Below are 23,889 nucleotides of genomic sequence, written 5' to 3' on the forward strand. Positions count from 1 at the left end.
GGGGTCAGCCCTTCTTCTGTGCGAGGAGGCCCGCCTGGACGCGGCGCCGGAACGCGGCGAGCTGAGGGGCGAGACCGCCACCGGCCGGTGAGGCCGAGGCCATGCCGGAGTCGGGGATGTGCACCGGTGTGCCCTGCGGCACGGTCGCCTGCTGCGGGACGACCGGGCTGCCGTACGGCGGGGCGCCGTTGTAGGGAGCGGCACCGGCCGGGTCGGCCGCACCCGTCTGGCCGTCCAGCGGCGCCGGGCGGCCGGGGCCGTTGATCGGGGTGTCACCGGACGGCGACGGCGACGTCGCCGGGCCCGTGGTGTCCGGGTCGATACCGGTGGCCGCCTGCACCGACAGGTACGTCCCGTCGGTCGGCAGGCCCTGCTCGGCCGCGACCTTGTGCGTGAACTGGCGGTGCGCCGCGATCCGGCGGGCCAGCCTCGGCTCGACCGCAGCCAGCTCGGCGTGCACCGACAGCCACGCCGTCCGGTGCTCCGGCCGGTCGGTGAACCCGGCGTAGATACCGGCCTCCAGCTCGGCCGAGCCGGGCCGGACCACCGGAGTGCCCGGCTGCCACTTCGCCGCGTACTTGTAGCCGCGCTGGAAGTCCGGGTGCTGCATCTCCTGCTTCGTCGCGACCTTCCGCGACGCGTACGCCGGGTGCATGTGCCCGGTCCCGTTGTCCCCGCCGATCGACACCGGCACGTCCTGCGCGCCCGCGCCCGGGGCGGCCGAGGTGTACGACTGCGTGTAGGCCGGAGCCGCGTGCGCATCCCCGAACGAGGGCTGGTTGCCCGGGGCCGCGTCGGCCGCGCCGGAGCCCGCGTCCGCGACCGTGCGCGGCGGCGTGCTCGCCGGGGAGTTCGCGACGTTCGGCTGGATCAGCTGGTGCGGCTGCGTCCACTGGTCGGCCCGGGTCTGCAGGCTGGCGTGCGACTGGTGGCCGGAGGAGACCTGGCCGCCCTGGTCGTACTCGGCCTCGCCCGCCAGGCCGTCCGGCTCGCCGCTCTCGTCGAGGGTCCACGGGAACGCGACGGTGGTCGGCAGCGGCGTCGAGTGGTTGGAGTCGTGGACGTCGACGGACTGTTGGATCTGCTGCAGACCGGATGCGCCCTGCTTGCGCTGGTCCTCACCGGCCCCGTAGGGCTGCGCGCCGCCGGAACCGGCCGCCGGGCCCTGCCCGGGGTCGACCGCAGGCGCGGGCTCCTGGACCGGCTCGGACGCCGCCGGGGCCTCGGAGTGCCCGCCGGAGCGCTCCGGCGCGGACCCGCCGCCACCGCCGCCCAGGGACGGCTCCGGCGCGGGGCCGGTCAGCTCGTTGGTCTCGGAGTGCCCGCCGGGCACCTCCGGGCTGGAGTTCCCGCCGCCGCCGACAGCCATCTGGATCGCCGGGGCCGCGCTGGAGGTCTCCGTGCCGGACACGGCCGTGTTGATGTCGGCGACCGGCGGCGCGAAGTTGTCGAACACGTCCGGCGGCAGCGGCGTCGCCTTCTGCGTGACCCCGTCCGGCGCCGTGGTCTGCTGGATCTGGTCCACGCCCGAGGCCGCCTGCGCACGCAGGAACGCCGCGTAGCTGACGAAGATCTGCTCGGCCGCCTGCGCGTGACCGCCCATGCCCGAGGCCAGCCTGCGGGCCATACCGCGCGCCTGCTCGCTGAACTCGACCTCGTCGACGATCACGTACTCCGGGACCTGCCCGTACCAGTGGGCCGCCTGCGCGACCAGCCGGGACTGGTCCAGCGGCTCGTCCGGCACCTCGTTCAGCCAGTCACTGGCCATCGTGCCGTGCGCGGTCCTCGACACCATCGGCGTCATCGCGTGGTCGATCGACGTCTGGGCCAGGTCGACCTCACGCTCCAGCGCCGCCTCGCGCTGGCTGCGCCGGTCCAGTTCATCGAGCTGGCCGACGAGCTGCGTCGCCTCCGCCAGACTCCTCGCGCTCGCGATCTGCTGGATCAGCTGGGAGCGGTCAGGGATGGACATCTCGTTCTCCTCCTGCGCGCCCGACCGGCGCATCCGGCGGCGTATCCGCATGTCGTCGCGGGAGGGGTTACGGCGTGCACTGGTGGCCTGCGGGCGCATCGGCTCGCGGACGGGCTCGTCCTCGTCCCACAGGTCCTTGTCGGACCGTCCGGCGGCGTGCATGCAAATCACCCCTCTCCTCGCCCCTTGTCAGGGGGTGGAGAGGGGTGAGACAGCAATCAGAAGGAGAAGAGGGTCAGCGTCCGTTGACGTTCGGCAGGTGCGGGCCGATGTAGCCGACGTGGATCAGCTCGGTCGGCCCGGACAGGTCGTCGTACAGGTGCATGCGCGGCGCACCCGGCCGGACCCCGCCCACCCGCACGTGCGCCCCCATGAACACCTCGCCCAGCCCCTCCACCCTGAAGATCCGCGTCTTGCGGCCCCGGTGGTCGGAACCGGCGCGCTCCAGGGACACCTCTGCTGCGCAGTACCAGGTCGACGGCACCAGCACGGTTGCCCCCGGCCAGTCCAGGTAGGCGTTGAAGTGCGGCAGCACGTCCGGACCATGTTCCTTCCTTGCCGACGCGTACGCCTCCAGGCACTCCAGGGTCTCCCAGGCCCGGCGCAGCCACACCAGCGTGTTCTGGTGACCCTCCAGCTTCTTCAGCGCCCCCCGTACGTCTCCTATGCGCACGTACTCGAACAGTTCACCGGCCATGGCCAGCAGCTCCGGCCAGCTCTCCGGCCCCTTGGGCCGCTCCGGCGCCGCCTCCGCGTACGACCCTCCGGCCAGAGCGAGACGGCGCCGCAGCCACGCCACCTCGGCCGCCAGGTCCTCTGCCAGCGACTGCGTTGCCTCTTCGGCCTCGAACGCCTGCTCGGCCTGCTCCCGCGCCTCGGCCTCCCGCACCTCCAGCGGGTGCTCCCGGTAGGCCCTCATCATCTCCAGGACCTCGGCCTGGGACTGCTCCGCGATGGCCTCCGCCTCCGCACGCTTGAGGCGCAGTTCCTCGGTCTGCGAGTCGGCAGCGGCCAGCTTCGAGCGCAGCGCGATGACCTCCCGCGTGGCCGGACTCAGCTCGATCTCCGGGAAATTCCAGGAGGACAGCAGCGACTGCACCACGTCGTCGACCCGCCCCTCGTAGTGCGCGGGCGCCGCGAGGTACGTCTTCACGTGCTCCGCCCCGCGCGCGAGCAGCTCGCGGAAGTCCCCTCCCGGGACGCTGAAGCTGTAGTCGGCGGAGGACCACAGATCCTTGCGCGGCGACGTCGGCAGGATGACCATGCCGCCCCGGGGCAGCGAGACCCGGTGCCGGGCCAGCAGCTCGTTGTAGAGCATGTCCTGCCAGCCGCGCGCGCGGATCTCCAGGATCTGGCCGTTCGTGCTCGGCGGCAGGAGCCTGCACAGCGCCGGGTAGGGCTCGGCGTCGTCCGGCCGCAGGTCGTGCGTGATGACCGTGGTGTACCAGGTCGTATGCGACAGCTCGTCCAGCAGGCTGGCCGTGAGATCGAACTGGATGTCCCCGAGCGTCGTGTAGTCGTCCAGCGACACCTTCCCCGAGGCCCAGTCCTTCGCCCAGTCCAGGCCCGGCCGCGAAGGCAGGAACATCGCGACGGGCGACGTCCACTGCGGATCCCAGGGCTTGTCGGCGACGGAGGTCAGCGTCCACACCATCGGCAAGGGGGTCCGGCGGTCGCGGACGATCTGGTCCGGGTCGCCGCCCATCAGAGCCGTCTGCAGGTGGTTCAGGGACAGGATCAGACGGGCCTTGACTCGGGCCCCGTCGAAGGTGTGCCAGGCCGCGTCGAACGCCCACCAGACCCCGCCCTCCACGTCACGGCCGTGAGACAGGCCGCTCTGCTGGATCTGGCCCACCCTGCGCATCTGCTCCAGGTGATTCGCGATCTCCCACACGAGCCCGGCCGTGTTGGACTGCCCCTGGGTGAACCAGACGTTCTCCTGCCACGGAATCAGAGCTTGCTTGCGTTTCGCCATCGGGCTCTCCCTTGCCTCGGCGGTGGTGTCATTGTGTCGAGGACCGCCGACAACCACCCCCGAAGGCCCAGGAATCAGCGCATCTGGTAACGGGATTCCGTCGGCCCGCACTGGTCCTGGTAGTGGTTGCCCGCGTCCCCGTACGGCCGCTGTGGGACGGCCGCCATCGGGGTCAGGCACAGCTGCGCGATCGGCATCAGCCGCCGCAGCCGGATCGGCCACGGCGACAGGTTCGCGATCTCCAGCGTGATCTGCCCCGAGAACCCCGGGTCGACGAAGCCTGCCGTCACATGGATCGTCAGGCCCAACCGGCCCAGGGAGGACTTTCCTTCGACGCGCGCCGCCAGGTCCGGCGGCAGCGCGATCCGTTCGACGGTGCTGGCGAGGAGGAAGTCGCCGGGCTTCATCGCCCAGCCCTCTTCGTCGATCTCCGCGATCCGGGTGTGCCCGGCCCAGACTTGCGCCACGTCGATCTCGGCGCCGGGGCTGGCGGGCACGCGCACGAACTGATCGAGCAGCAGGTCCACTGAGGCGGGCTGCACCCGGGCGGGGTCGAACGGCGAGATTTTCAGGTCTCCGGCATCGATGCGGGAGGTGATCTGGTGGTCGGCCAGCAGCATGGTGGTGGGCTCCTTCTCTCCACCCCCTGGGGCCCCTGGCCGACCGCCAGACAGGGTCAGTCCTCGAAGTAGCGGGCGTTGACGCAGCGCTCGCACAGGCACCGCAGCGGCAGGAACCACACCGTCAGCGCCACCATGGACATCACGAATATCGCCAGGCCCGGGTTGCCGGTCCCGTACCGGACTCCGGCGAAGGTGCCCAGCGCCAGGGCCAGGCCGAGGAGGAAGCGGTTCATCGGACGACAACCACCTTCGGCGACGTCGTGACGTCAGAAGCCGGGGCCTCGGAGTGCTCGGGGCAGAACGGCACCTTCTCCTCGGAGACCGTCCAGCCCTCGGGCGGACTCACCAGGTGCTCCAGCAGGATCGCCTTGTCGCACCCCGCACCGCAGTGGATCATCGGCCCGTACGACGGCCCGGCCGCCGCCCGGCGGATCCGCCCCTGGTGGTCCTGGATCCGGGCGACGCCGCCCATCCGGGCGTTCAGGCGGTGCGTCTGCTCGTACAGCGCCGACCTCTCCAGCATCGCCTGCGACTCCGTCTCGAAGGCGTAGTTCGCCAGCCTGTCGGCGATCCGGTCGACGACCCGGGACGGCAGCACCCTGGCCCACCACCCCAGCCCGTCGATCAGCCGCAGCCGCATCATGTCGCCATGCCACCGTGCCTGGTTGTCCCGGGCCTCCTTCAGCTCCGGGGTGACCAGCGGGCCGAACCCGCCGGACTTCTGGTTGCGGAAATTCAGTGCCGACAGGAGGAACGCGATGTCGTCCGGCGTCGCCCACGGGAACTCCCGGTCCACCGGCAGGAACGAGTCGACCGGCTTCCACGTGACCGTGACCCCTACCGGGGTGTTCTCGATGTTCATGCTCCGATCAGCTCCTTCTGGGCAGTGCACTGACGCTGGTAGACGGCGGTGAGGTTCTCCCAGGCCAGCCCGCACGCGCGGCCCAGGAATCGTTCGATCTCGACGACGAACTCGCCGTCGACACGGGTCTTCAGACCCAGGGCCAGCCCGAGCAGCGCGCCCATCTGGGCCTCGCGACGGGCACTGGCCACCATGCGGATCTGATCCAGGGGCCTGCCGTCCTCGACCCGGGTGATCTGCACCTTGTTGTCCCCGACCAGCGACAGGCACTCGTCGTTGTTCAGACCCCGGGCAGCCCGGTACAGCAGGTAGTTCTGCATCAGCGCCACGAAGTGCAGACTCAGCCCGAGCTGACGGGCCAGCGCCGGGTGGCTCCACACGGCGCGGGGACGCTTCCGGCCGACGATCTCGTCGAGCGCGGCGAACGCGAACAGGCGGTGCGACTGCTTGTCGGTCAAGTCCAGAGCAGAACGGACGGCGAAGAGTTCGGTCCGGGGCATGGCGGCTGCCCCCTTTCCTGTCAGACGGACGGGGAGGCCACCGCGCACACCGAGAGGGTGCGGGAGTCGTCGATCAGCTCACCAAGGACACGGCCGGACACCGGACGAGGAATCGAGGCTGAAGGCATGAAGGATCTCCTGGCGGGTGGAGAAAAGCATGTGGCGGGCTGATGAACAGACTTGGCGGTGTCTGCGTGAGGGTCACTGTACACCGGGCCTCCGACAGCGCCAGGCATATGCAAAAAAAGTGACACTCGGTGTCTTGCGGAAGAAACGCTACCCTGCCACCTGCCCATACGGCAAAGGCCCCATGACGGAGTGTCATGGGGCCTTCAAGACCGTCCGGCCTACGCGGACTTCGCGAAGTCGGCGGCCGACAGCGGCTTCCAGATCCCCACGATGCGCGGCTGCCCGTTCCGGGTCACCGGCTGCACCAGCACGATGTGGTCGTCGCGCGTGCGGTAGAAGGTGCCCTTCTGCGACGGCATGAACTTCAGCAGCGCCTTGCCGTCCATCACCGGCTCCTCGTAGTGCGTGCGCCCGTCCCGCGACCGCCTGGGCCGGTACAGGGCCCCGGCGCTGATGTGCTGGAGCAGGCGCTGGTCGCGGTGCAGCGGCAGGTACTGCACGACCTCGTGCGCGTCACCGACCTCGACCTCGTAGGGCCGCACCACCGCGAACGCTCCGCCCGGGGCCTGGGTGACCATGCCGTCCTCATAGACCTCGGTGAGGAGGTAGTCGACCTGCGGGCCGCCCAGGACCTGCACAGTGTGGGTCCGGCGGTTGAGCACCAGGTAGGCGGGGGCCTGCGCGAGCGCCCGGCGCCCGGCCACTACCGGACCTGCCCGTAGTAGGCCTTCGGGCTACCGGCGGTGTACTCGCTGATCGGCGCGACGACGACCTTCCGCCCCCGGTACGCGCCGGTGTTGGCGTTGACCATCCAGCTGCGGCCCGACCAGAAGCCCGCGTATATCCCGGCGTGGGTGATCCTGCCGGGCGTCCCGATGAAGACCAGGTCGCCCGGCCGCCGGGCACCGGCGCTGACGTGCCGGGTGCTGTTGTACTGCTGCTGGGCGGTGCGCGGGATGTCCTTCCCTGCCTGCTTGTACGACCACTGGGTCAGCCCGGAGCAGTCGAAGCGGTCCGGGCCGGTCGCGCCGTAGACGTACGGCTTGCCGATGCGGGTCTTGGCGGCGTTCAGGGCCGCCGTCTGTTTGCTCGTCGCGGCTTCGGCGGGGGACGCGGCGCCCAGCAGCACGGACGCAGTGACGGCACTCAGTGCGACGGCCAGCGCGGGGCGGGAGGCAACTGCAGAAGTCATGATCATCCTTCGTGGCGGGTCGAAGTGACTGGCGGGCGGCGGCCGTTGGCGCGGCCTCCGTCAAAAAAAGAACCTACCCCATAATTGGGGTAGGCGGAACAACTTCGGTGAATCTCAAGGGGATTGTAGGCGCCGGGGACCGCGAGGGCCCCCGGACAGCCCGGTGGGCAATGTCACCCCTTCTCCACCCCGGCGCTCAGGACGTCGTACGATCTGGCCTCCAAGGCGGGCAGGCCGTTGATGGCCTGAGCAGCGGCGAAGTGAGCGTGCGCCTCCGCGATGAGCAGGGCCTGGCCCTCCGGCGTGACGCTCTTGCCGAGGGCCCTTCCCAGGAGCCGCTGCCCCTCCTCGATGTGGTCGGCGGAGGTGAAGTCCGTGTAGCTGTCGTCACTCACTGGTGCGCTCCTCTTCGGTCAGGAGGGTGTTGGAGCGGATGCAGGGCGCTCCGCTGTCGTTCGCGTGGGCCCGGAGCTTATCGGTGGCGTTCAGGGCGACGCGCGCGCTGCAGTTCTCGCCCGGGCAGGGGTGGAGGCCTTCGCCGGTCACGTAGTCCCCCCAGGGCATGATGATCCGCGAGTCGCGGATGACGTCGAGGACGAAGGGGGCCAGGACCTTGGCCTGCAGCTCCGCGACGACGGACTCGTAGTGGGGCACGTCCAGGACCGGAGTCGACTTGGCCAGGGCCTCCAGCTCGGGGATGACCTCATCCGGGGCGCGCCTCCTGCCCGGTCGCGGCAGCACCACCAGGATGCCCCGGCGCGACCCTGCGTCCCAGTCGATGGAGGCCGCCCAGCGCGCCCCCGGCGGGGAGGGCTGGAAGGTCGCCCTGCCGTTCTCGAACGCCCGGTCCCACAGGGTGCTGCTGATCACCAGCGAGGGGACGACGACGCGGTCGGCGCCATTGACGGCGTAGATCATGCCGGACTCGATCTGTGACTTCCTCATCGGGTGGTCTCCTGGTGCGGGTCGGGGTGGCGGTCTCCTGACGGACAGGAAGAATACGTCCAGGACCTGATGCAGGTCCAATCTCGCGCACTGTGGCGTGCGCAGAGTAGTCAGGCCTGGAGCGCGGTCCGCATACGGCGGGCCAGCTCCGGTTCGGGCCCCTGGTTCGCCCAGGAGCGGGCGGACACGGCGTGCAGGCGGCCAGCCGGATCCGTGACGGCGTAGATACTGCTGGAGCGCGTCTCGCCCTGGGTCAGGCTCATCTCCAGACGGCCGCCGTCGCGGCGCTCGTGGACGAGGCGGATCGTGCCGCCGAGGCGGACGACGGTGATCTCGGACTGCTCGGACATGGGTGGAATTCCTCTCGTGGCGGGTCAAGAGGCCAAAGCAACGAACCCCACCCTAGCGCACTATGTAGTGCGTTGGGGTGGGGTTCGTGAAATCCGCGAGGTGACGTCGTGACGTCAGTCGTCGAACGTCAGGTCCTGGAGCGTCCAGGTGTCGGCGTCCCTCGTGGACACCGTGCAGTGGTAGCGCTCGCGCAGCGGGCCGCCGAGGAGGTTCTGGGTGTCCACGAAGGCCCTGACCGTGTACGTCCACGGCTTCTTCGTGCTGACGACACTGATGTGCGTCGCCGTCACGCCCGAGAAGTCCATCTTCGGCTGGTCCAGCTGCTTCTCGACGAACTGCTGGCACGCCACGGCCGCGCCCTGCTGGTTCATCGTGCTGCTCGGGTCGCTGCTGCCGTCGTCGCAGCCGGTGAACAGCAGCGCGGCCAGCGCAGCGGCCGGGAGCAGGACGGCGAGGCGGGTGTTCTTCTTCACGTGCGGGATCCCCCCTGGGATGTGGTGGCGGGTGTTGCCGGTCAGCAGAACTCGTCGCCCTTGACGGAGTAGATCGCGACGCGCACCGCGTCCGACTTGCCCGGGCCGGGGTCCTGGCTGCACACCGTCCAGTTGTCGTTGTCGAGGCTCCAGCGGCCCCGGCCGGAGGCGTCCTCCTCGTTGGCCATGAAGCCCGCCCTGTGCAGGGCGCGGATCGCCTCGGCGTTGGTCATGCCGACGACGCTCGGCACCACCGAGACGCTCAGCTCCTCCTCGGCCTTCGCCTTCGCGGAGGCCTTCGCCGACTGGGACACCTCGGCGACCTTCTCGCTCTGCCGGTCGGAGGGCGTGCCCGACGGGGGCGGCGTCAGCGTGACGCGGCCCGACGGGCTGGCCTGCTCCGCGCTCGGCTTCTCCTGCAGCCCGTTGGCGATCATGCCGAAGGCGAAGAGGACAGCCATGCCGCCCCAGAACGCCCTGCGCCTGTAGAGCGGCGTCCTCGCGGCGCTCTGGCCGTCGGACTGGTCATCGGTGTGGCGGGTCACCATCGTTGTTCTCCTTGGCGGGTATTCACTGCTGCGACGCCGTGGTGGTGGCGCGCATGGCGCACTGTCCCTGGAATGACCCCGAGGCCTCACGAACAGGCGGGGACAGGCGTGTGGGGGGAGTGTGGGGGCTGGCGGGCGACCCCAAGCTAGCGCACTGCACAGTGCGCTGTCTATTTGATCAACTTGCCCTGGTTCAGGCGCTGTTGGGCTCGCGCTCGACCTGCTGGACGACCTGGCCGGTCGGCGGGGGACCGGCCTCTTCCTTCTCCCGGGCCGGGCCCTGCCCGAGGGCGGCGAAGTAGTCCTCCGCCAGCCCGCGAACATAGACCCGGTACTCCTCGGGCGGCAGCACCCTCACTCGTCGGCCTTCGGTTCGAGGGCCGCCAGCAGCTCACGGAAGAGCCGCTCGTCCCAGCCGACACAGCGCAGCGCGTCGACGTACCAACCGGCCAGGTCCGCGTACGAGGCGCGGTGCGGGTAGCCGTTGTAGTCCTCCGTCAGCCACGAGGCGACCTCGGCGGCCGAACTCCAGCAGGAACCGGCCTCCTCGCCGTCCGCCTCGGACGCCCACTCGGCGATTGCCAGGAGGCGGTCCGTGGCCCGCCTGGCCTTTGCCCGGCTGTTGCACCACGGCACGGCGCGCAGGAGGACGGCGTACTCGTGGTTTCTGCGCTCGGTGCGCGCGATGTCGACCATGGACTTGATGAGCAGGCGGGTCTGGCCTCGCAGCGCCCGGTCGCCGGTCGGCAGCCGGTCACCGAGACCGTCCTCCGGCAGGGCCACCAGGTCGTCGAGGCTGTAGCTCCGGTCCTCGGCGACCTCGTTGACGAGCGCGCGGTACAACTCGTTCGCCACGTCAGTTCTCCAGGTTCTGCGGGGCCTGCGGAGCGGTCTGGAAGCGGGCGGTCTCGGCGGCGTCCTGCTTGCGCTGACGGATCTCGGCCTTCGTCATGCGGCGCACCACCACGGCCGTCTCGCACATGGTGCCGTCGGGGTTGCGGTAGATCTTGGGCTCCTGCACCCGGCGGACGGCGAACCCGCGCCCCGGCAGCACCTGCTCCAGGTAGGCCAGCTTCTCGGGGTTGGCCGTCACGGTCTTGGCGTCCGGCAGGATCCAACTGATCATCACCTCGTACGGCTCGACCAGCTTCTCTTCGAGGTAGTACTTGGCGCTCTGGACGGTGAAGCCGGGCGAGGTGCGGCTGCACCACTCGTCCGAGAGCTTCAGCGCGGCGGGGACGCCCGCCGTCGTGGGCATCGGCTCCTGGATGGACTCCACTCCGGCCAGCCACCCCTCGTAGACCTCGCCGAGCGCCGCGTGCAGGGACGAGTGAGGCTTGCACCGGCCGCACAGCTTCGTCGGCAGCCGGTCGGAAGTCGCCCGCCCGCGCTCGTACCGGGGAGCCCCGGCCAGCAGTGTCCCCTCGACCTCGGGCTTGCGCTCGTACCGGTACTCGTTGCCGTAGGGGAGGTGTTCGCCCCCCTTGGTGACCTTGCAGCCAGCCACGTGGATGACCGGCACCATCATGTCCGGGGAGACCTTGTGGGAGCGCAAGTTGGGGTGGAAGGCCACCCAGGTACGCGGCCCGAGTTCGGCGTCCTCGCGGTCCTGCGCCTCCTGGGCGGCGCGGATCTCGACCTGGACCTTTTCCTTCTCGGCCTCCCTGCGCATCTCCCGGACCTCGTCGCGGCGCGCCGTGACGGCCGTGTCCGTGGGGGCGTAGTCGTTCCAGGCGTCCTCCAGGGCGGCGCTGTGAACGGCCTGGGCCTTCTCCCACGCGGCGCGGGCCGCCTCCAGGTTGCTGGTGGCGCGGTTCACCTCGCTGGTGAACGTCTCGTACGCCTTGGCCCAGACGGTGTGCTCGTCCTTGCTGGCGCGGGCAGCCTCCTCGGCGTACCAGTCATCCCCGGTGTCCATCGGGTCGACGGCCTTGTCCGTGATGGCGTAGACCACCTCGTCGTCGTTGAACCCGTTCAGGTAGTCGGAGAGGTCGGTGTCGCCGTGGACGCGGTAGTAGATCGGCTCGTCGGTCATGATCAGCCTTCCAGACCGACGGAGAGGCCGTTGTTCTGGCGGGGCCGGACGACGATGGCCCTCTCGCCGTAGATCTCCAGCCAGCCGTCGCGCAGCTTGCAGTCGATCGCCCTGTGCGGGAAGGAGAGGTCGGGCACGAAGGTGATCTCCGAGCCCGCCGGGAGCAGGTGGTCCGGGCGGATCTCGTGGTGCCGGATGAGGGTGTCGGTGTGCTCGATGTCCCCGCGCAGCGCGGCGCTGGCCTTGCGCTCGTCGGCGAGCAGCTGGCGCAGCAGGCCGAGCTTGCGCTGCGCCCACTCCGGCAGCTTGTCCTCGCGGGGCTCGTACTCTTCGGTGATGCGGCCGATGGCCATGGTGGTGTTCTCCCAGTTGCTCTTGGCGGGCGATGCCCCCACCCTAGCGCACTTTTAAGTGCGTTGGGTAGGGGCATCGGAAAGTCAGGAGGTCTCTGTCTCGTTGGCGGGGTCGGCGAGCTTGGCCAGCGCGCTGGCCAGCAGGTCGAGTCCGTCGCGGTCGTACATGAAGTTCAGCGCCGGGTCGTTCAGCGCCTTGCCGAGGGCCTCGCGGACGAGCCTGGCCTCCGGCTCGGTCAGCGGCGCCGCGACCCGGAGAGTGGCCAGGTTCCTGGTGCGCTTCCTGTTGCCGGAGCAAGGCTTGCCGGTGGTCGTACGGCCCGTGTACGGGCCGTACTTCGGCTCGCTGTGCGGGCGGATGGTGTTGTCGGCGAGCAGGGCCGCGTCCCGCCCGCACCCGGAGCACACACCCCTGGGCTTGAGCCCCTGGGCCTTCTGCTCCGCGTACGGCAGGACGAGCCGGTCGTAGACCGTCACCGGACCTCGCCGTTGTACACGCCGTCCGGGCCGTCGCCCTCGGCCTGCAGGACGTCTTCGAGGGCGTTCTGCCAGCCCTCCACCAGGTGCTCCAGCGCGTCCTTGGTCACGCCGTCGGGGTGGTCGGGGCCGCCGAGGTCATCGACCAGCTCGTGCCGGTGGCCGACGATGTCGTCGTGGGGCGCGTAGGCCTGCGGCCCGACCTCCACCCGGATCGCCTCGCCGGTGTCCTCGTCGCGGACGATGTACAGCACCGGCTCCAGGGCCTGGCTCGCCAGCAGCTGGCGCAGGTCGTCGGTTGTCAGGGTCAGCATCTCGTCGAACTCTCCTTCGTAGGACGGCCAGGCGTTGCCGTCGATGTCCTCGTGATCGCCGTGCAGGTGGGGTGACCGGGCGCAGTTGGTCTCGTGCGGTCCGCTGGGCAGCGGGATGATGCCGAAAGCGTCGCAGACGGGGCCGACAGCGCGCCGGGCTTCCAGCTCGTTCTCCAGCTCCTCCTGCGCCCGCTGGGCCTCGCGGCGGGCGCGCATGGTGGCCGCAGCCTTTTGTGAACGCGCGGAGCGCGCGGCCCTCGCGGCGGGGCTGTTGAAGTGCGCCGCCTTGGCCTCTGCCTTCGCTGCGGCGACCTCGTCGAACACGGCGGACAGCGCGGCGAACATGATGCTCATGTCGTCAGGCATCGGGCCATCGCTTCCTGGTGCTCGACGGGGAGGATGCGCTGGCGGTGCGCACGGGTTCGTTCATGGTGGCGGGCTCCATGCTGTGTGGCGGGTAACGAAAGCCACCCTAGCGCACTGCGGAGTGCGTTGGGGTGGCTTTCGGGAATGTCAGGCGCGGCAGGCGCCACGGTGGTGCAGGCGCCGGACGCACCGGTCGCACTGTCGGCCCGGGATACCGCTGACGGCCGACAGGTACCCGAGCGCCCGCAGCGCGATCTCCCGGTAGTCGGAGATGGCGTGCAGGTACACGAGGTCGGCGAACGCGCGGGTCTCGTCGGGCGACAGGCGGGGTGTGCCGGACGCGAACCGCTCACGCATGACGGCGGCCGTGCCCCACGACTCGGGGGTGCCGTCGGGGTCCGCCTCGGCCGAGACCAGCGCGCAGGCCAGGAGCATGGCCCGCACGGTCGGCCCGCACGGGACGGGCTCCTCGTCGAGGGAGCCGATCATGTCGAACCCGGAGTCGGGCCCGGTCCAGCGAGGGCCGTCGTTCGGCAGGAACGAGAAGCGCGGCGCGGCGGGCCAGCGGACACCGCCCGGACCCTCGTGCCAGCGGGCATCGGGCATCTTCACGCCCACGTGGTCGGCGCGCTTCTCGCACAGGACGGTCCTGCCGTGCGCGAACAGGCTCTCCATGCAGGGCTCGTTCACCGGCGCGCCTGGACGGTCTTGCGGGTGACGTACGCGTGCTGCCACACCCTGCCGTCGAGCTGGTCGCTCGCACCGGCGTTCACCGTGACCGAGCTGTACTGGTCACGCGTGACCGTGCGGGCCTCGACGACCGGCCACTCCTCGGAGCCGACGTGGATCAGGTCGCCGGGCCGGAAGTCGTCGGCTGGCACGTACAGGTGCTGGCACGCCGGGTCGCTCAGGCGCACCTCCAGGCGCACCCAGCGGGGCCACTGGTCCCTGTCGCCCTCGAACCGCGTCTCCACCTCCCGCGCCGGGCGTTCCGGCTCACCCTCGGACGTCCACGACCCGGTGACCGTCACGCTCACGGACGCCTCGACACCCTCGCGGGCGCTGCTGTAGCGGATCTCGATCACGGAGGGCTCGATCCCGGTGCCCGGGCCGTAACTGCCGTCGCGGAGCTGCTCCGCGGTCAGCAGCGGCGCGCCCGCGATCCCGTACCGGACCGTGGTGCGCAGCGGCGTGCGCCGGATCCCGGCGGGCTCGGGCGGCTGGGGGTTGCTCATGGGTGGGTTCTCCTTCATCGCTGTGGCGGGTCAGCTGAACCGGGGACGCTGGCGGGCGCGCCCCCGGGGCGAGACTAGTCGGGCAGGCAGCGGAAGGCGGGCAGCTCCCGGGCGGTGATCCAGGCCGCGTACAGCTCCTGGGCCCGGGCGCACTCACCGGTGGGGCTGGCCGGGCAGTTCCGGCAGCCGTCGAAGTGGGCGCGGTAGGTGTCCTCGCGGCTGTCGGCGAGGGCGCGCATGGCGGCGATGTCCTCACGGCTCGTCATCGGGTCTCCTTGACGGCGGCGGTCGAGGGGCGCACCACGCCGTCGCGGGGGTCGCCGCAGATGCCGCACAGCTCCCAGGTCCTGCCGTCGGCGTCGAGGGCGGGCCGGTCGTCGCCGTCGAGGGCAGTCACCCACACGTGCCCGTGGTCGGCGGCGGTGATGTCGGCCCGGGCGAGGATGTCGGGCACGTCGAGGTCGTCGTGCCACAGGACGATCGCGTCGATGTCCTCGTCCTGGAGGGCGCGGCGCAGCAGCTGGTAGGTGACGGGCGGGAAGACGGAGCCCTCGGGGTCGTGGGCGGTGACGGCGGCGTCCACGGCGTAGCCGCACTCCTGGGCGTAGGCGCGGAGGCGGAAGAGGCGGGAGAGGTCGTCGCTGGTGAGGATGGGGGCGAGGTGGCGGAGGTAGACGGCGGCGACGGGCGCGTCGGGGTCGGCGGGGAGGGCGGCGGTCATGAGGTGGGCTCCTGGGGCTTGTGGTCGGCGCACTGGGCGGCGGCGGGGGCGAGGGTACGCAGGGTCTGGCGCGCCTCGGCGTCGAGGGGGTCGCCGGGGATGCCCACGAGGGTCTCGGCGACGGCGTGGAGGCGGGCGGCCTGCCCGACGGTGAGCTGCACGCGGCGGTAGCTGTCGCTGGTGAGGTAGGCGAGGGGTGCGGCGTGGCAGGCGGCGGCGAGGTCGGGTTCGCCGTACAGGGCGACGTGGTCGACGAACGCGGCGGGCAGGACGTAGGGCATGGGGCGTTCCTAGGCGTCGAGGGTGCGGCGCTCGGGCTGGCGGCAGACGTTCCAGTCGCAGGGGGTGCCGGGCTCGGTGTGCCAGCAGGCGGCGCCGTCGAGGGCGCTCAGCACCGCGTCGCGGGCGGCGTCCATCGCGGCCTCAAGGCCGTTGTCCCAGCCGGAGCGGTAGTGCTCCGACCCGGCTGGTGCCGGGGACTTCAGGGCGAAGATCGCGCGGGCGACCTGACGGGCCAGCGCGGCGGGGTCGGGGACGAGTGGCTCGGTGGGCGCCATCGAGCAGTGCGTGCCGTGGGTCTGGCACACGCCGTTGCCGTCCCAGACGTGCTCCTGGGCGGTGGGCTTGCGGCTGGTCATGAGGGGCGCTCCTGGGGTGTGCGGCGGGTGGTGGGCGGCTGCGCCCCGTCCGGGTCGGGGGCGGGGCGCAGCCGGGCGGTCAGGGTCAGTCGGTGACTTCGAGGTCGAGCCGGTAGGCGTCGGCGAGCTGGGCGAGGATGCCGTTGCCGATGTGGGCGAGGATGCGGGCGGGGCGGGTCTCGCGGGCCTCCTCGGCGGCCTGGGCGGGGTTGGGGCGCTGCGGGAAGTCCCAGACGGCGAACACCTCGGAGCCGCGCAGTCCGCAGGCCATGCGGTCGACGGCGGCGGTGATGCTGCTGGAGACCTTGCTGTCGTCGAGGTCGGTGCTCATCTCGCCGTCGTCGTGGACGGTGACCAGGGCGACGAGGTGGTAGCCCTCGGGGACGGGGGCGAGCGGCGTGAGGATGGCGGGCGTGGTGGTGGTGTTCATGGGTCGGTCTCCTGTCGGTGGGTCGGTCAGGGGCGGAAGGCGCCGCAGGGGCAGGTGAAGCCCATGTGGCCGTGCTCGTCGGCGAGCGTCCATGTCCACTCGTGCGGGTGGCCGGGCTCGCCTCCGTAGACGTCGTGGGCGGGGCTCTCGGCGGTGGTGCGGGCGGTGTGCATGGGTCGGGCTCCTGGGTCAGTGGTCGGTGTAGCGGGCGACGTACTGCGTGCCGGTCTCGCGCTCGGTGGTGGCGTGCGGGGTGACGGGGACGTCGCGGCGGCACAGCGGGCAGGTGACGTGCTCGCCGTCGGCGTAGGGGCCGGGGTCGGGGATGTCGGCGGCGGGCGTGTCCCAGCCGTGCGGGGCGTACCAGCGGCTGACGGTGCGTCCGCTGTTGGCGCAGGGGTCGGGGGTCTGCTGGTCGGCGAGGGCGCGCAGGTCGCCCATGGTCAGGCCGGTGCGCACTCCCGGGCCGTGGATGCCGGTCGTGGCCTCGATCATCAGGCGGTCGTCGGGTGCGTCGGCGTACGCCTGCAGCACGTGGGCGAGGGCCTCTGCGGGGGTGGTCATGGGTGGCGCTCCTCGGGCTTGTGAGGGTCTGTCATGGGCTCGGGGTGCCCCGCAGCCGGGTGGGGGCTGCGGGGCGCTGTGAGGGGCTGTCAGGGGCGGCGGGTCATGCTGCGCCGGTACTCGTCGTGACCGCCGTCGGGGGTGGTGGGGCGGCCGTGCTGGTCGTGCTCGGTCTGGCGCGGGAGGGTGATGCGGTGGCGCTCGCTGCCGTCGAAGGTGTAGGCGGCGAGGGTGACCCCGTTGCCGTGGCGCCATGCGGTGTGGATGAAGGTGATGCGGCGGCCGTTGATGGTGCGGGTCCATTCGGTGTGGACGTCGGAGGGGAGGCCGTTGCCGCCCCGGCTGCGGGTGACGCGCAGTGCGCTGCGGGGGCCGATGTTCATGTGTCGGCGGGCGGGCTCGGGCGTGGTGTTCATGGCGGGCTCCTTCGGGTCGAGGGTGGCGAGGGCGGCGGCGGCCTCGGTGGCGGCCTGGTGCTCGCCGGTGGCGCGCTTGTCGGCGGTGTACAGGCGGGTGGTGAGGCTGTGGCGGTCGTCGGCCGGGCAGTCGTCGAGGGCGGCGCGCAGCCGGGCGGCCTCGGCGGCGGTGGTGCGGGCCTGCTCGGCGCGCCACTCGGCAGTGCGCTGCAGCTCTGCGCGGTGTGCGGCGAGCTGGGCGGGCGTCGAGGGGGTGAGGGTGTGGCGGTCCTCGCGGGTCTTGCCGACGTGGAGCGTGATCACGCCGGTGGCGGGGTCGAGGGTGGCGGCGCCGTGGCCGTCGCGGGTGCGCTGGACGGCGTCGGCGGCCTGGGCGGCGGTGGTGTGGCGGGTGTGGCTGTCCCAGGGGGCGCTGTAGGCGTAGCTGGGGGCGTAGGTGTGGCCGTCGGGGACGTCGGTGCCGTCGGCGGCGGCCAGGGGCGTGCCGGGGGTGATGTGCAGGACGGTGACGGGGAACGCGGCGTAGCTGCCCCGGCGGACCTGGGTGGGGGTGACGTCGTAGGGGCCGTCGAGGCGGGCGGTGATCGCGCGGAACGCGCCGTCGAGGTCGTCGGTGTTGCCGTGCCACTCGATCTCGACGACGTCGGGGGCGTGCTGGGTGACGGTGAACCCGGCGACATGGCTGCGGCGGTAGCGGCCGTGGTCGAGGGCCTGGCCGAGGAGGCGGGAGACGGTGGCGGCGTGGGCGGTGGCGCGGGTGGCGGTCATGGCGGGCTCCAGGGGGTGTCTGGCGGGCTGCGGTGGGCCGGGGGGGGGAAGCGGGGCGCCCCGGGCAGGGGCGGGGCGCTCCTGGGGGCTGCTAGGCCTCGGTGTGGCCGACGTCGGCGCGCGTGTCCTGGGTCTGCCCGGCGGCGTCGATCAGGCGCTGCGCCCATGTGAGGGCCTCCTCGGGGTCCATGTGCACCTGCACGAGACGGCCGTGTTCGGGGCCCTCGTCGATGATGCGGACGGTGGCGGTGGTCCAGACGTACTGGCCGGTGAGGGCGTGGCCCTGGTAGATGGGCTCGGTGGTGCGGCGGACGGCGACGATCTCACCGGCGCGGCTCTGCTTGCTGCTCATGGGCGGGGCTCCTTCGAGGGGGCGTGGCGGGCGCTGTGAGGGCTTGTGAGGGGCTGGGTGGGCGCCGGGCACGGTTCGGGCGTGCCCGGCGCTGTGAGGGGCTGTCAGCGGCTGCGGCGGGCGGCCACGGGGCGCAGGCGCTCGCGGCCGGTCTCGGTGTAGGTGACGGTGCCGGTGATCCCGGCGTGCTCGGCGACGGCGGCGACGAGGGCGGTCAGGCCCCAGGTGCGGGCGACGCGCTCGCGGATGCCGTGCTCGTCGGTGTGGGCGTAGGCGATGTGGTCGGCGGAGGTGCCGCCGGGGACGTGGGCGATCTTGTAGGCGGTGCCGTCGGGGACGGTGACGGTGCCGTTGTGGTGGCCGCGCACGGTGCGGGTCCACTCCACGGTCAGCTCGGGGGCGGCGACCAGGTCGCGCTCCCACTCGGTGAGCTTGGGGCCCTCGGCGTGCTCCTGGGTGGAGACGTCGGTGAACGTGCCCGCGCTGCGGGCGTCGGCGAGGAACGCGGCGACGCGGGCGGGGTCCCCGTTGGGGATGTGGGCGAACTCGATGCGCTCGCCGTCGGCGGTGGTGGCCCACACGGACACGGGGCCCTCGGCGGGCGCCTGGGGGGCCTGGGCGTAGAAATGGGTGCCGTGGTCGGTGATCTTCCATCCGGCGGCGGCGAGCGCGTCGCGGGAGGCGTCGAGGGCGGGCTGGGCGGCCTCCTTGTCGCGCATGCGCTGGGCGCCCATGTGCAGTCGGCCGTCGGGGACGGTGATCAGGATGCGGCCCGCCTCCACGTGCTGGGCGCCTGCGGGGCGCTGGTAGCCGAGGACGGTTCCGGCGGCGTCGAGGACGGTGGCGGTGCGCTCGCGGCGCTCGTCGCGGGTGAGGGCGTTCCAGGCGGCGCGGCGGGGGGCCTCCTCGGCGGCGCGCTCGGCGGCGGCGGCGCGCTCGGTGCGGTCGCGGGCGATGTCGGCTTCGAGGGCGGCCTGGGCGGCGGGGTCGGCCATGCGGTAGGTGGTGTCAGCGAGGGCCTCCAGGCCCTGGCGCTCCATGCTGGCGACGTAGCGCAGGGCGTTGCGGGCGCCCTGGGTGTCGGCGCCGTCGGCGTCGAACTCCGACTCGGCGTTGACGGCGAGGATGGCGAGGAACCCTTCGGCGACGACGCGGGTGGTGGTGAAGACCCAGGCGCCCCGGGCGCCCTCGGTGCCGCTGTCCCAGGCGGCGGCGAGGTCGCGGGACAGGGCGTCGCGGGCGGCTCCCAGGTCGGCGTGGTTGTTGTCCCACAGGCGGGCGACGGTGGCGGGGACCCGGAGGGTGATCCGGTCGGCGGCGGTGGGGTTCGTCATGGTGTCCTCCAGGCTATGAATCAACGTATCGGGGCCACCCTAGCGCACTTCGCAGTGCGTTGGGGTGGCCCCGGGGAAATTGTTGTCAGACTGCGCGCGCCGTGATCCTGAACAGGTCGGGCCGCACGTCGAACTCCCCCTCGTCCCCGGCGCTGAACAGCACCACGGGCCGCCCGTCCTCCACGGCCGTCACCGTGCCCACCGCAGCCGCCATGCCCCGCCGCGCCCCGGTCCGGGCACGCCCCACGGACTCCACGGTGTCCCCCACCGCGTACACCCGGCCCTCGGCGTCCAGGCCCGGGGTCGGCGCGTACGGGTCGTGGGTGAACGCCTCCAGCCGGAAGGTGGCCCCGGTCGCCGCGTCGTAGATCTCCGTGCCCGGCACCGCGTCCGCCAGGGAGTGCGCCAGGGAGCCCGGCAGGTTCACCGGGGGCAGCGCGCCGAAGTGCTCCGTCATGTACGCGGTGATCAGGTCGAGCAGCTCGGCCACGGGCGCCGGGGCGTGCACCACGGGCTCACCGTCGGCGGGGCGGATGGTCAGCACGTAGGCGGCGGTTCCGGTGATGCTCACGATGTCCTCCAAGGGGGCTGTACGGGCTTGTGCGGGGCGTAGCGGGGTCTTGCTGGCGCCGGGGCCGGTGGGGGCGGCCCCGGCGCTCTGTGAGGCTGTCAGGCGTTCACGGGCTCCAGGGGCACCGGCGTACCCCCGCCCGCCACGTTGCGCCCGTACCGCAGCGCCTCGGCGTGCCGGGCGAACGGCCCCACCACGCGGCTGTCGGGGCGCTTCACGCCCCACGCCGGGCCGGACGGCACCTTGCGGCACGTGCCGCGCCCCTGCGAGCACGACACGCACCCGCAGCAGTCGAACCGCTGCTCCTCCACGGGCGCCTCCACGGCGGGCTCCTCCACGGGGGTGCGCATCATCTTGGTGCCGCCCATGGACCACGTCGCCTTGCCGCCCGTGGGGTTGGCGACGAGGTGGTCGGCCGCGACCTCGAAGGCGTAGCCGCCCGGGCGCACGGACACGGTCACGTTCACCGTGCCCTGCGAACCGGAGCGGCGCGCCGTCCGGGTCACGCTGTAGTCGTTGGTCCGCCCTTCCTTGGTGATCCGGACGCGCTCGCCGATCTTGAGACCCGCCAGGAACGCCACCGCGTCGGCCATGGTCGCGAACTCGGCCGTCACGGGCTCCAGCGGCGCCTCCACGGCCTTGGGAGCGGCGACCGGGGCCACGGGGGCCGCCGGGCGCTCCACGGCCGCCACGGGGGCGCTCACGGCCTCGCAGCGCTTGACGACCGCCATCAGGGCCCGCAGGTACAGGACCGGGCGCATCCCCCGCGACGGGAACAGCATGTACGCGGGGAGCGCACCGTGCACCGCGTGCACCCGCACCGCTTCCCGCACCCGCACCACGGCCGCCGCCCGCGCCTGGGGGCCCGCGTTGTCGTACACCAGGGCGTGCAGGTCCTCGCGGCTCACCGGCGCCTGCGTGCCGTCCACCGTCCGCACCAGCAGCGCCCCGCCCACCGGCAGCTCACGCACGAACCCGCGCACCGCCGACACGGCCAGCTCGTAGGAGTCGGCGCGCGCCTCGCAGTCCTCCACGGCCGCCACGCGCTGCGCCGCCGCCTCCTCGCTGCGCTCCTCCTCGGCCGGGGCCTGCTGGGGCTCCTCCTCGGCCGCCGGGCGCTCCGCGAGAGCGGCCTTGCGGGCGGCGCGCTTCACGGCGTACGCGGCGACCTGGGCCCGGGTCCACTCCTCGTCGTCGAAGCGGAAGCGCGCGATGCGGTTGCGGACGAACCCGTCGGCCGCGACGTAGCCAGCGCGCTCGCTGTCCCAGCGGTACGCGCTCTTGAGCGCTTCCATGCGGTCGAACGCTTCGCCCAGCGTCTCGAAGCTCTCGAACTGGGGGCCGTCGGCGTCGGGGGTGATGAACAGCTGCTCGCCCTGGGCGTTGTAGGCGCGGAGTTCGTGGCTCATGTGGTGCTCCTCGGGTCGGTGTTCATCTTGGCGGGTAGGTGCCCCACCCTAGCGCACTGTCAAGTGCGTTGGCAGCCGTTTGGGGCAAGAAAACCCACCAGACAACGAAAACCGCAGCCACAACGACGAACGGCCACGAAATCCGTCGCTCGCCCCCTAGGGGAAAACAACGAAATCCGCAGCCGCACGCCCTACCCAATGAAGTCAGCCACCCAACGGCACCCCCCGCTCCGGCCGCAGCTCCAACCGCGCCCCGTTCGCCCTGGTCAGCACCACACCACCCGCACCGCCCAGCCGCTCCACGGTCCCCCCGTCGGCCACCTCCTCGGCCAGGTACTCCCACGCCACGCTCGTCGGCATGGTGTCGCTCATCCCCCGCGCCTCCGTCCCCTCGATCAGCACCGTCCGCCGGTACCGCCCCGCACCCCCGTCCAGGAGCCCCAGGAGCGTCTCCAGCGCCCCGTCACGGCGCGCCACCCACTCCGGGTCGGCCTCGGTGCCCCGGGCGCTCTCCGGGACGCTCACGGCCTCCACGGGGCGCTGCGCCGCAGCTTCATCGAACGCGTCCTGCGGGTGCGGCGTGTCGAGCACCTCGGCCCCGGCGGCGCCGTCCACGTGCCAGCGCGTCACACCGTCCACCTCGGCCGCCCACACCCGCACCTGGGTGCCCTCGTACCGCCAGATACGCCCGTGGCTGCCGTTGTCCGCCATGCCACGCGTGTCGACACCGGCGAGCGCCCCCACGACCGCCACGGGCACCAGCACCAGCACCGCCCCGTCCTCACGCACCATGCGCACCGCGCCCGCACCGTCGTGCAGGATCCGCGTCCCGTCGTTCTCCGCCCACCGCGCCACGTGCCCCAGCGCCTGCCACACCGTCGCCGTCCGCCGCGCCATCCGGCTGCCGTCCGCCCGCGACCCCGTCACCGCGTACTCCACGACCGACTCGTCGACGACCGCCCGCGCCACCTTCTGCGCCCACTTGTCCTCGCAGAACGACTCGCCCACCGCGTACAGCCGCATGCCGTCCTCGTCCGCCTGCGCCGCGTTGACGATCGTCCCCGGCGCCGGGGCAGCGGGCAGCGGGTCCCGCTTGTCGGCAGCGGCCAGCGCCTCGCGGAAGTCGTGCCGCGCCCGGTCCTCGGCACGCACCGTCATCGCGGCCCGCTCCTCCTCGGTCCACCCGGGCACCGTTACCTCCAGGCTCTTGGCGCCGTGGTCCCGGAACACGAACTTCGCCCGCCCCGGCACCTTGATGCCGTAGCGGGCCGTGGGCGTGCCGTAGCGGGCCTCCCACGCCGTGCGCGCCCGGGCCTCGCCGATCCACTCCACGGTGCCCGCCAGCTCACCCTCGCCGCGCACCGTCACCGTCGCCGCCATGCCCTTGCGCACCGTCGCCTTGTGCTTGGTCTCCCAGGAGTCGAGGTACGCCGCCGCGCGCTGCTCCACGGCCAGCGCGATCACCTCGCGGGTCGCGTCCGTCTCGGCGCGCCCCGTCGAGTGGTACGCCGTCGAGCCGTACTCCACTTCCTGGACCTGCCGCGTCTCGGCGTTCCAGACGACCGCGTAGAAGTACGAGTCGTGGGCCAGGTTGTGCTCACCGCGCGAGACGAGGACTGCGCTCGTGTAGTGCTCGGTGGTGCTGCCGTCGGCCTCGCGGTAGATGACGCTCATGGTGTCCTCCTGGGGTGGTGCCTAGCTTGACGGGTAGAGGTCCAACGTAGCGCACTTCGCAGTGCGTTGGGTATCCCTTCGCCTACCCGAGTTATGGGGTAGGTCTCCCGGTCATTCCTGTGCAGACCCACAGGAAAGGGCGGGGCAGTCTCTCCCTGACCGCCCCGCCCCCTGTCCTGCTGCTGCCCTATGACGTCACGACGTCACCACGAGGTCGACGTCGTGGCGCTCGATGATCTTCCCCAGGTCGATGCCCTGGATGATCTCCCGCATGTTCAGCGTCCCCGGCGCCCACGTGTAGTCGTCCTCGTACGCGGGCCCGTAGAAGTCGTTGCCCGCCAGGCTCACCCGGTCCGGCAGCTTCTCATTGATCGCCGCGCGGTAGTCGTCCTCGATCCTGGCGAACCCGCCCGTGGCCGTCATGCGCTCGATCCAGTCGCTGTCAGCGTTCGTCACCGCGTCCGCGACGGTCGCGCCCACGCTCACGTTGTGCGAGTCGCCGTGGTTGCACCACGAGCCGTAACCCGTGCTCGTCCAGTACCCGTTGCCCATGATGTGCTCTCTCTCGTCCGTGCGTCCGTGTGTGGCTCTGTGCGATGTGCTGCGACCGCCCGGGGGCACCGTTGTACCTCTCGGCACTGACAGCGCCCCCGGGGGCCGTG

At 72.0% G+C, this 23,889-nt stretch carries 35 protein-coding genes; all 35 read right to left on the reverse strand.

All coding sequences use genetic code 11. The features are described 5' to 3' along the window. Positions 1-4: 4 nt before the first annotated feature. On the reverse strand, positions 5-2,134 hold the full coding sequence (locus tag ACH4S8_RS37830; RefSeq protein WP_398402521.1) for a hypothetical protein: 2,130 nt from the start codon (positions 2,132-2,134) through the stop codon (positions 5-7). 73 nt (positions 2,135-2,207) lie between these two features. Further along, positions 2,208-3,947 (reverse strand): hypothetical protein, encoded by a 1,740-nt coding sequence (locus ACH4S8_RS37835; RefSeq protein WP_398402523.1) that lies wholly within the window; start codon positions 3,945-3,947, stop codon positions 2,208-2,210. 74 nt (positions 3,948-4,021) lie between these two features. Beyond that, positions 4,022-4,567: a dCTP deaminase gene (dcd, locus tag ACH4S8_RS37840; protein ID WP_398402525.1), complete on the reverse strand. Its 546-nt coding sequence runs from the start codon at positions 4,565-4,567 to the stop codon at positions 4,022-4,024. Positions 4,568-4,623: 56 nt separating this feature from the next. After that, on the reverse strand, positions 4,624-4,803 hold the full coding sequence (locus ACH4S8_RS37845; protein WP_398402527.1) for a hypothetical protein: 180 nt from the start codon (positions 4,801-4,803) through the stop codon (positions 4,624-4,626). Continuing rightward, positions 4,800-5,432 carry a hypothetical protein gene (locus ACH4S8_RS37850; RefSeq protein WP_398402529.1) on the reverse strand — a complete coding sequence of 211 codons (633 nt, stop codon included), beginning with the start codon at positions 5,430-5,432 and terminating at the stop codon, positions 4,800-4,802. The genes ACH4S8_RS37845 and ACH4S8_RS37850 overlap by 4 nt, the downstream gene beginning before the upstream one ends. After that, positions 5,429-5,932, reverse strand: coding sequence for a hypothetical protein (locus ACH4S8_RS37855; protein WP_398402531.1), 504 nt, complete (start codon positions 5,930-5,932; stop codon positions 5,429-5,431). The genes ACH4S8_RS37850 and ACH4S8_RS37855 overlap by 4 nt, the downstream gene beginning before the upstream one ends. 347 nt (positions 5,933-6,279) lie before the next feature. Continuing rightward, positions 6,280-6,765, reverse strand: a complete 486-nt coding sequence (locus tag ACH4S8_RS37860) for a hypothetical protein (RefSeq protein WP_398402533.1) — start codon at positions 6,763-6,765, stop codon at positions 6,280-6,282. After that, a complete protein-coding gene (locus ACH4S8_RS37865; protein WP_398402535.1) occupies positions 6,765-7,253 on the reverse strand; it encodes a C40 family peptidase in 489 nt (162 codons plus the stop codon). The genes ACH4S8_RS37860 and ACH4S8_RS37865 overlap by 1 nt, the downstream gene beginning before the upstream one ends. A gap of 173 nt (positions 7,254-7,426) precedes the next feature. Then, on the reverse strand, positions 7,427-7,648 hold the full coding sequence (locus ACH4S8_RS37870; protein WP_398402537.1) for a hypothetical protein: 222 nt from the start codon (positions 7,646-7,648) through the stop codon (positions 7,427-7,429). Further along, entirely contained in the window at positions 7,641-8,198 is a 558-nt protein-coding gene (locus ACH4S8_RS37875; protein ID WP_398402539.1) for a hypothetical protein, read from the reverse strand. Before ACH4S8_RS37875 ends, ACH4S8_RS37870 begins: the two co-directional genes overlap by 8 nt. A 110-nt stretch (positions 8,199-8,308) precedes the next feature. Continuing rightward, positions 8,309-8,548: a hypothetical protein gene (locus ACH4S8_RS37880; RefSeq protein ID WP_398402541.1), complete on the reverse strand. Its 240-nt coding sequence runs from the start codon at positions 8,546-8,548 to the stop codon at positions 8,309-8,311. 114 nt (positions 8,549-8,662) lie between these two features. Beyond that, positions 8,663-9,022, reverse strand: a complete 360-nt coding sequence (locus ACH4S8_RS37885) for a hypothetical protein (protein WP_398402543.1) — start codon at positions 9,020-9,022, stop codon at positions 8,663-8,665. A 41-nt stretch (positions 9,023-9,063) separates the two neighbouring features. Beyond that, positions 9,064-9,570, reverse strand: a complete 507-nt coding sequence (locus ACH4S8_RS37890; protein WP_398402545.1) for a hypothetical protein — start codon at positions 9,568-9,570, stop codon at positions 9,064-9,066. A gap of 193 nt (positions 9,571-9,763) precedes the next feature. Beyond that, positions 9,764-9,928, reverse strand: coding sequence for a hypothetical protein (locus ACH4S8_RS37895; protein WP_398402547.1), 165 nt, complete (start codon positions 9,926-9,928; stop codon positions 9,764-9,766). Beyond that, positions 9,925-10,425 (reverse strand): hypothetical protein, encoded by a 501-nt coding sequence (locus tag ACH4S8_RS37900; RefSeq protein WP_398402549.1) that lies wholly within the window; start codon positions 10,423-10,425, stop codon positions 9,925-9,927. Before ACH4S8_RS37900 ends, ACH4S8_RS37895 begins: the two co-directional genes overlap by 4 nt. A gap of 1 nt (position 10,426) precedes the next feature. Continuing rightward, positions 10,427-11,605: a hypothetical protein gene (locus ACH4S8_RS37905; RefSeq protein WP_398402551.1), complete on the reverse strand. Its 1,179-nt coding sequence runs from the start codon at positions 11,603-11,605 to the stop codon at positions 10,427-10,429. A 2-nt stretch (positions 11,606-11,607) separates the two neighbouring features. Further along, a complete protein-coding gene (locus tag ACH4S8_RS37910) occupies positions 11,608-12,000 on the reverse strand; it encodes a hypothetical protein (protein WP_398402553.1) in 393 nt (130 codons plus the stop codon). Between the two features lie 42 nt (positions 12,001-12,042). Next, a complete protein-coding gene (locus ACH4S8_RS37915; RefSeq protein ID WP_398402555.1) occupies positions 12,043-12,435 on the reverse strand; it encodes a hypothetical protein in 393 nt (130 codons plus the stop codon). Beyond that, a complete protein-coding gene (locus tag ACH4S8_RS37920; protein ID WP_398402557.1) occupies positions 12,432-13,115 on the reverse strand; it encodes a hypothetical protein in 684 nt (227 codons plus the stop codon). The genes ACH4S8_RS37915 and ACH4S8_RS37920 overlap by 4 nt, the downstream gene beginning before the upstream one ends. A gap of 147 nt (positions 13,116-13,262) precedes the next feature. Continuing rightward, complete coding sequence (locus ACH4S8_RS37925) at positions 13,263-13,790, reverse strand: hypothetical protein (protein WP_398402559.1); 528 nt, start codon at positions 13,788-13,790, stop codon at positions 13,263-13,265. An 11-nt stretch (positions 13,791-13,801) separates the two neighbouring features. Beyond that, positions 13,802-14,350 (reverse strand): hypothetical protein, encoded by a 549-nt coding sequence (locus ACH4S8_RS37930; protein ID WP_398402561.1) that lies wholly within the window; start codon positions 14,348-14,350, stop codon positions 13,802-13,804. A 74-nt stretch (positions 14,351-14,424) separates the two neighbouring features. Continuing rightward, positions 14,425-14,616 carry a hypothetical protein gene (locus tag ACH4S8_RS37935; RefSeq protein WP_398402563.1) on the reverse strand — a complete coding sequence of 64 codons (192 nt, stop codon included), beginning with the start codon at positions 14,614-14,616 and terminating at the stop codon, positions 14,425-14,427. Continuing rightward, the gene (locus tag ACH4S8_RS37940) at positions 14,613-15,071 is read right to left on the reverse strand and encodes a hypothetical protein (RefSeq protein WP_398402565.1); all 459 of its coding nucleotides are present in this window, start codon (positions 15,069-15,071) and stop codon (positions 14,613-14,615) included. Before ACH4S8_RS37940 ends, ACH4S8_RS37935 begins: the two co-directional genes overlap by 4 nt. Next, positions 15,068-15,352: a hypothetical protein gene (locus tag ACH4S8_RS37945; RefSeq protein ID WP_398402567.1), complete on the reverse strand. Its 285-nt coding sequence runs from the start codon at positions 15,350-15,352 to the stop codon at positions 15,068-15,070. The genes ACH4S8_RS37940 and ACH4S8_RS37945 overlap by 4 nt, the downstream gene beginning before the upstream one ends. Before the next feature lie 9 nt (positions 15,353-15,361). Continuing rightward, positions 15,362-15,709 carry a hypothetical protein gene (locus ACH4S8_RS37950; protein ID WP_398402569.1) on the reverse strand — a complete coding sequence of 116 codons (348 nt, stop codon included), beginning with the start codon at positions 15,707-15,709 and terminating at the stop codon, positions 15,362-15,364. Positions 15,710-15,794: 85 nt separating this feature from the next. Next, entirely contained in the window at positions 15,795-16,139 is a 345-nt protein-coding gene (locus ACH4S8_RS37955) for a hypothetical protein (RefSeq protein WP_398402571.1), read from the reverse strand. A gap of 26 nt (positions 16,140-16,165) precedes the next feature. After that, positions 16,166-16,312, reverse strand: coding sequence for a hypothetical protein (locus ACH4S8_RS37960; RefSeq protein WP_398402573.1), 147 nt, complete (start codon positions 16,310-16,312; stop codon positions 16,166-16,168). Positions 16,313-16,328: 16 nt separating this feature from the next. Further along, the gene (locus ACH4S8_RS37965) at positions 16,329-16,703 is read right to left on the reverse strand and encodes a hypothetical protein (RefSeq protein ID WP_398402575.1); all 375 of its coding nucleotides are present in this window, start codon (positions 16,701-16,703) and stop codon (positions 16,329-16,331) included. 89 nt (positions 16,704-16,792) lie between these two features. Continuing rightward, positions 16,793-17,887, reverse strand: coding sequence for a hypothetical protein (locus ACH4S8_RS37970; RefSeq protein ID WP_398402577.1), 1,095 nt, complete (start codon positions 17,885-17,887; stop codon positions 16,793-16,795). A 91-nt stretch (positions 17,888-17,978) separates the two neighbouring features. Then, a complete protein-coding gene (locus ACH4S8_RS37975) occupies positions 17,979-18,239 on the reverse strand; it encodes a hypothetical protein (protein WP_398402579.1) in 261 nt (86 codons plus the stop codon). A 104-nt stretch (positions 18,240-18,343) separates the two neighbouring features. After that, on the reverse strand, positions 18,344-19,573 hold the full coding sequence (locus ACH4S8_RS37980) for a hypothetical protein (RefSeq protein WP_398402581.1): 1,230 nt from the start codon (positions 19,571-19,573) through the stop codon (positions 18,344-18,346). An 85-nt stretch (positions 19,574-19,658) separates the two neighbouring features. Then, a complete protein-coding gene (locus ACH4S8_RS37985) occupies positions 19,659-20,144 on the reverse strand; it encodes a hypothetical protein (RefSeq protein WP_398402583.1) in 486 nt (161 codons plus the stop codon). A gap of 98 nt (positions 20,145-20,242) precedes the next feature. Then, on the reverse strand, positions 20,243-21,553 hold the full coding sequence (locus tag ACH4S8_RS37990) for a hypothetical protein (RefSeq protein WP_398402585.1): 1,311 nt from the start codon (positions 21,551-21,553) through the stop codon (positions 20,243-20,245). A 204-nt stretch (positions 21,554-21,757) separates the two neighbouring features. Next, positions 21,758-23,227, reverse strand: a complete 1,470-nt coding sequence (locus ACH4S8_RS37995) for a hypothetical protein (RefSeq protein WP_398402587.1) — start codon at positions 23,225-23,227, stop codon at positions 21,758-21,760. A gap of 195 nt (positions 23,228-23,422) precedes the next feature. Further along, positions 23,423-23,779 carry a hypothetical protein gene (locus ACH4S8_RS38000; protein ID WP_398402589.1) on the reverse strand — a complete coding sequence of 119 codons (357 nt, stop codon included), beginning with the start codon at positions 23,777-23,779 and terminating at the stop codon, positions 23,423-23,425. Positions 23,780-23,889: the final 110 nt, after the last annotated feature.

Origin of the sequence: Streptomyces sp. NPDC021080 (assembly GCF_044333225.1) — a bacterium.
GTDB lineage: Bacteria > Actinomycetota > Actinomycetes > Streptomycetales > Streptomycetaceae > Streptomyces.

What these genes read in the sequence shown, in the direction of transcription:
- ACH4S8_RS37830 (WP_398402521.1), bottom strand. Translation starts at nt 2,134, where the DNA reads ATGCACGCCGCCGGACGGTCCGACAAGGACCTGTGGGACGAGGACGAG.
- ACH4S8_RS37835 (WP_398402523.1), bottom strand. Translation starts at nt 3,947, where the DNA reads ATGGCGAAACGCAAGCAAGCTCTGATTCCGTGGCAGGAGAACGTCTGG.
- dcd (WP_398402525.1), bottom strand. Translation starts at nt 4,567, where the DNA reads ATGCTGCTGGCCGACCACCAGATCACCTCCCGCATCGATGCCGGAGAC.
- ACH4S8_RS37845 (WP_398402527.1), bottom strand. Translation starts at nt 4,803, where the DNA reads ATGAACCGCTTCCTCCTCGGCCTGGCCCTGGCGCTGGGCACCTTCGCC.
- ACH4S8_RS37850 (WP_398402529.1), bottom strand. Translation starts at nt 5,432, where the DNA reads ATGAACATCGAGAACACCCCGGTAGGGGTCACGGTCACGTGGAAGCCG.
- ACH4S8_RS37855 (WP_398402531.1), bottom strand. Translation starts at nt 5,932, where the DNA reads ATGCCCCGGACCGAACTCTTCGCCGTCCGTTCTGCTCTGGACTTGACC.
- ACH4S8_RS37865 (WP_398402535.1), bottom strand. Translation starts at nt 7,253, where the DNA reads ATGACTTCTGCAGTTGCCTCCCGCCCCGCGCTGGCCGTCGCACTGAGT.
- ACH4S8_RS37875 (WP_398402539.1), bottom strand. Translation starts at nt 8,198, where the DNA reads ATGAGGAAGTCACAGATCGAGTCCGGCATGATCTACGCCGTCAATGGC.
- ACH4S8_RS37880 (WP_398402541.1), bottom strand. Translation starts at nt 8,548, where the DNA reads ATGTCCGAGCAGTCCGAGATCACCGTCGTCCGCCTCGGCGGCACGATC.
- ACH4S8_RS37890 (WP_398402545.1), bottom strand. Translation starts at nt 9,570, where the DNA reads ATGGTGACCCGCCACACCGATGACCAGTCCGACGGCCAGAGCGCCGCG.
- ACH4S8_RS37905 (WP_398402551.1), bottom strand. Translation starts at nt 11,605, where the DNA reads ATGACCGACGAGCCGATCTACTACCGCGTCCACGGCGACACCGACCTC.
- ACH4S8_RS37920 (WP_398402557.1), bottom strand. Translation starts at nt 13,115, where the DNA reads ATGCCTGACGACATGAGCATCATGTTCGCCGCGCTGTCCGCCGTGTTC.
- ACH4S8_RS37925 (WP_398402559.1), bottom strand. Translation starts at nt 13,790, where the DNA reads ATGGAGAGCCTGTTCGCGCACGGCAGGACCGTCCTGTGCGAGAAGCGC.
- ACH4S8_RS37930 (WP_398402561.1), bottom strand. Translation starts at nt 14,350, where the DNA reads ATGAGCAACCCCCAGCCGCCCGAGCCCGCCGGGATCCGGCGCACGCCG.
- ACH4S8_RS37935 (WP_398402563.1), bottom strand. Translation starts at nt 14,616, where the DNA reads ATGACGAGCCGTGAGGACATCGCCGCCATGCGCGCCCTCGCCGACAGC.
- ACH4S8_RS37940 (WP_398402565.1), bottom strand. Translation starts at nt 15,071, where the DNA reads ATGACCGCCGCCCTCCCCGCCGACCCCGACGCGCCCGTCGCCGCCGTC.
- ACH4S8_RS37945 (WP_398402567.1), bottom strand. Translation starts at nt 15,352, where the DNA reads ATGCCCTACGTCCTGCCCGCCGCGTTCGTCGACCACGTCGCCCTGTAC.
- ACH4S8_RS37950 (WP_398402569.1), bottom strand. Translation starts at nt 15,709, where the DNA reads ATGACCAGCCGCAAGCCCACCGCCCAGGAGCACGTCTGGGACGGCAAC.
- ACH4S8_RS37955 (WP_398402571.1), bottom strand. Translation starts at nt 16,139, where the DNA reads ATGAACACCACCACCACGCCCGCCATCCTCACGCCGCTCGCCCCCGTC.
- ACH4S8_RS37960 (WP_398402573.1), bottom strand. Translation starts at nt 16,312, where the DNA reads ATGCACACCGCCCGCACCACCGCCGAGAGCCCCGCCCACGACGTCTAC.
- ACH4S8_RS37965 (WP_398402575.1), bottom strand. Translation starts at nt 16,703, where the DNA reads ATGACCACCCCCGCAGAGGCCCTCGCCCACGTGCTGCAGGCGTACGCC.
- ACH4S8_RS37970 (WP_398402577.1), bottom strand. Translation starts at nt 17,887, where the DNA reads ATGACCGCCACCCGCGCCACCGCCCACGCCGCCACCGTCTCCCGCCTC.
- ACH4S8_RS37975 (WP_398402579.1), bottom strand. Translation starts at nt 18,239, where the DNA reads ATGAGCAGCAAGCAGAGCCGCGCCGGTGAGATCGTCGCCGTCCGCCGC.
- ACH4S8_RS37980 (WP_398402581.1), bottom strand. Translation starts at nt 19,573, where the DNA reads ATGACGAACCCCACCGCCGCCGACCGGATCACCCTCCGGGTCCCCGCC.
- ACH4S8_RS37990 (WP_398402585.1), bottom strand. Translation starts at nt 21,553, where the DNA reads ATGAGCCACGAACTCCGCGCCTACAACGCCCAGGGCGAGCAGCTGTTC.
- ACH4S8_RS37995 (WP_398402587.1), bottom strand. Translation starts at nt 23,227, where the DNA reads ATGAGCGTCATCTACCGCGAGGCCGACGGCAGCACCACCGAGCACTAC.
- ACH4S8_RS38000 (WP_398402589.1), bottom strand. Translation starts at nt 23,779, where the DNA reads ATGGGCAACGGGTACTGGACGAGCACGGGTTACGGCTCGTGGTGCAAC.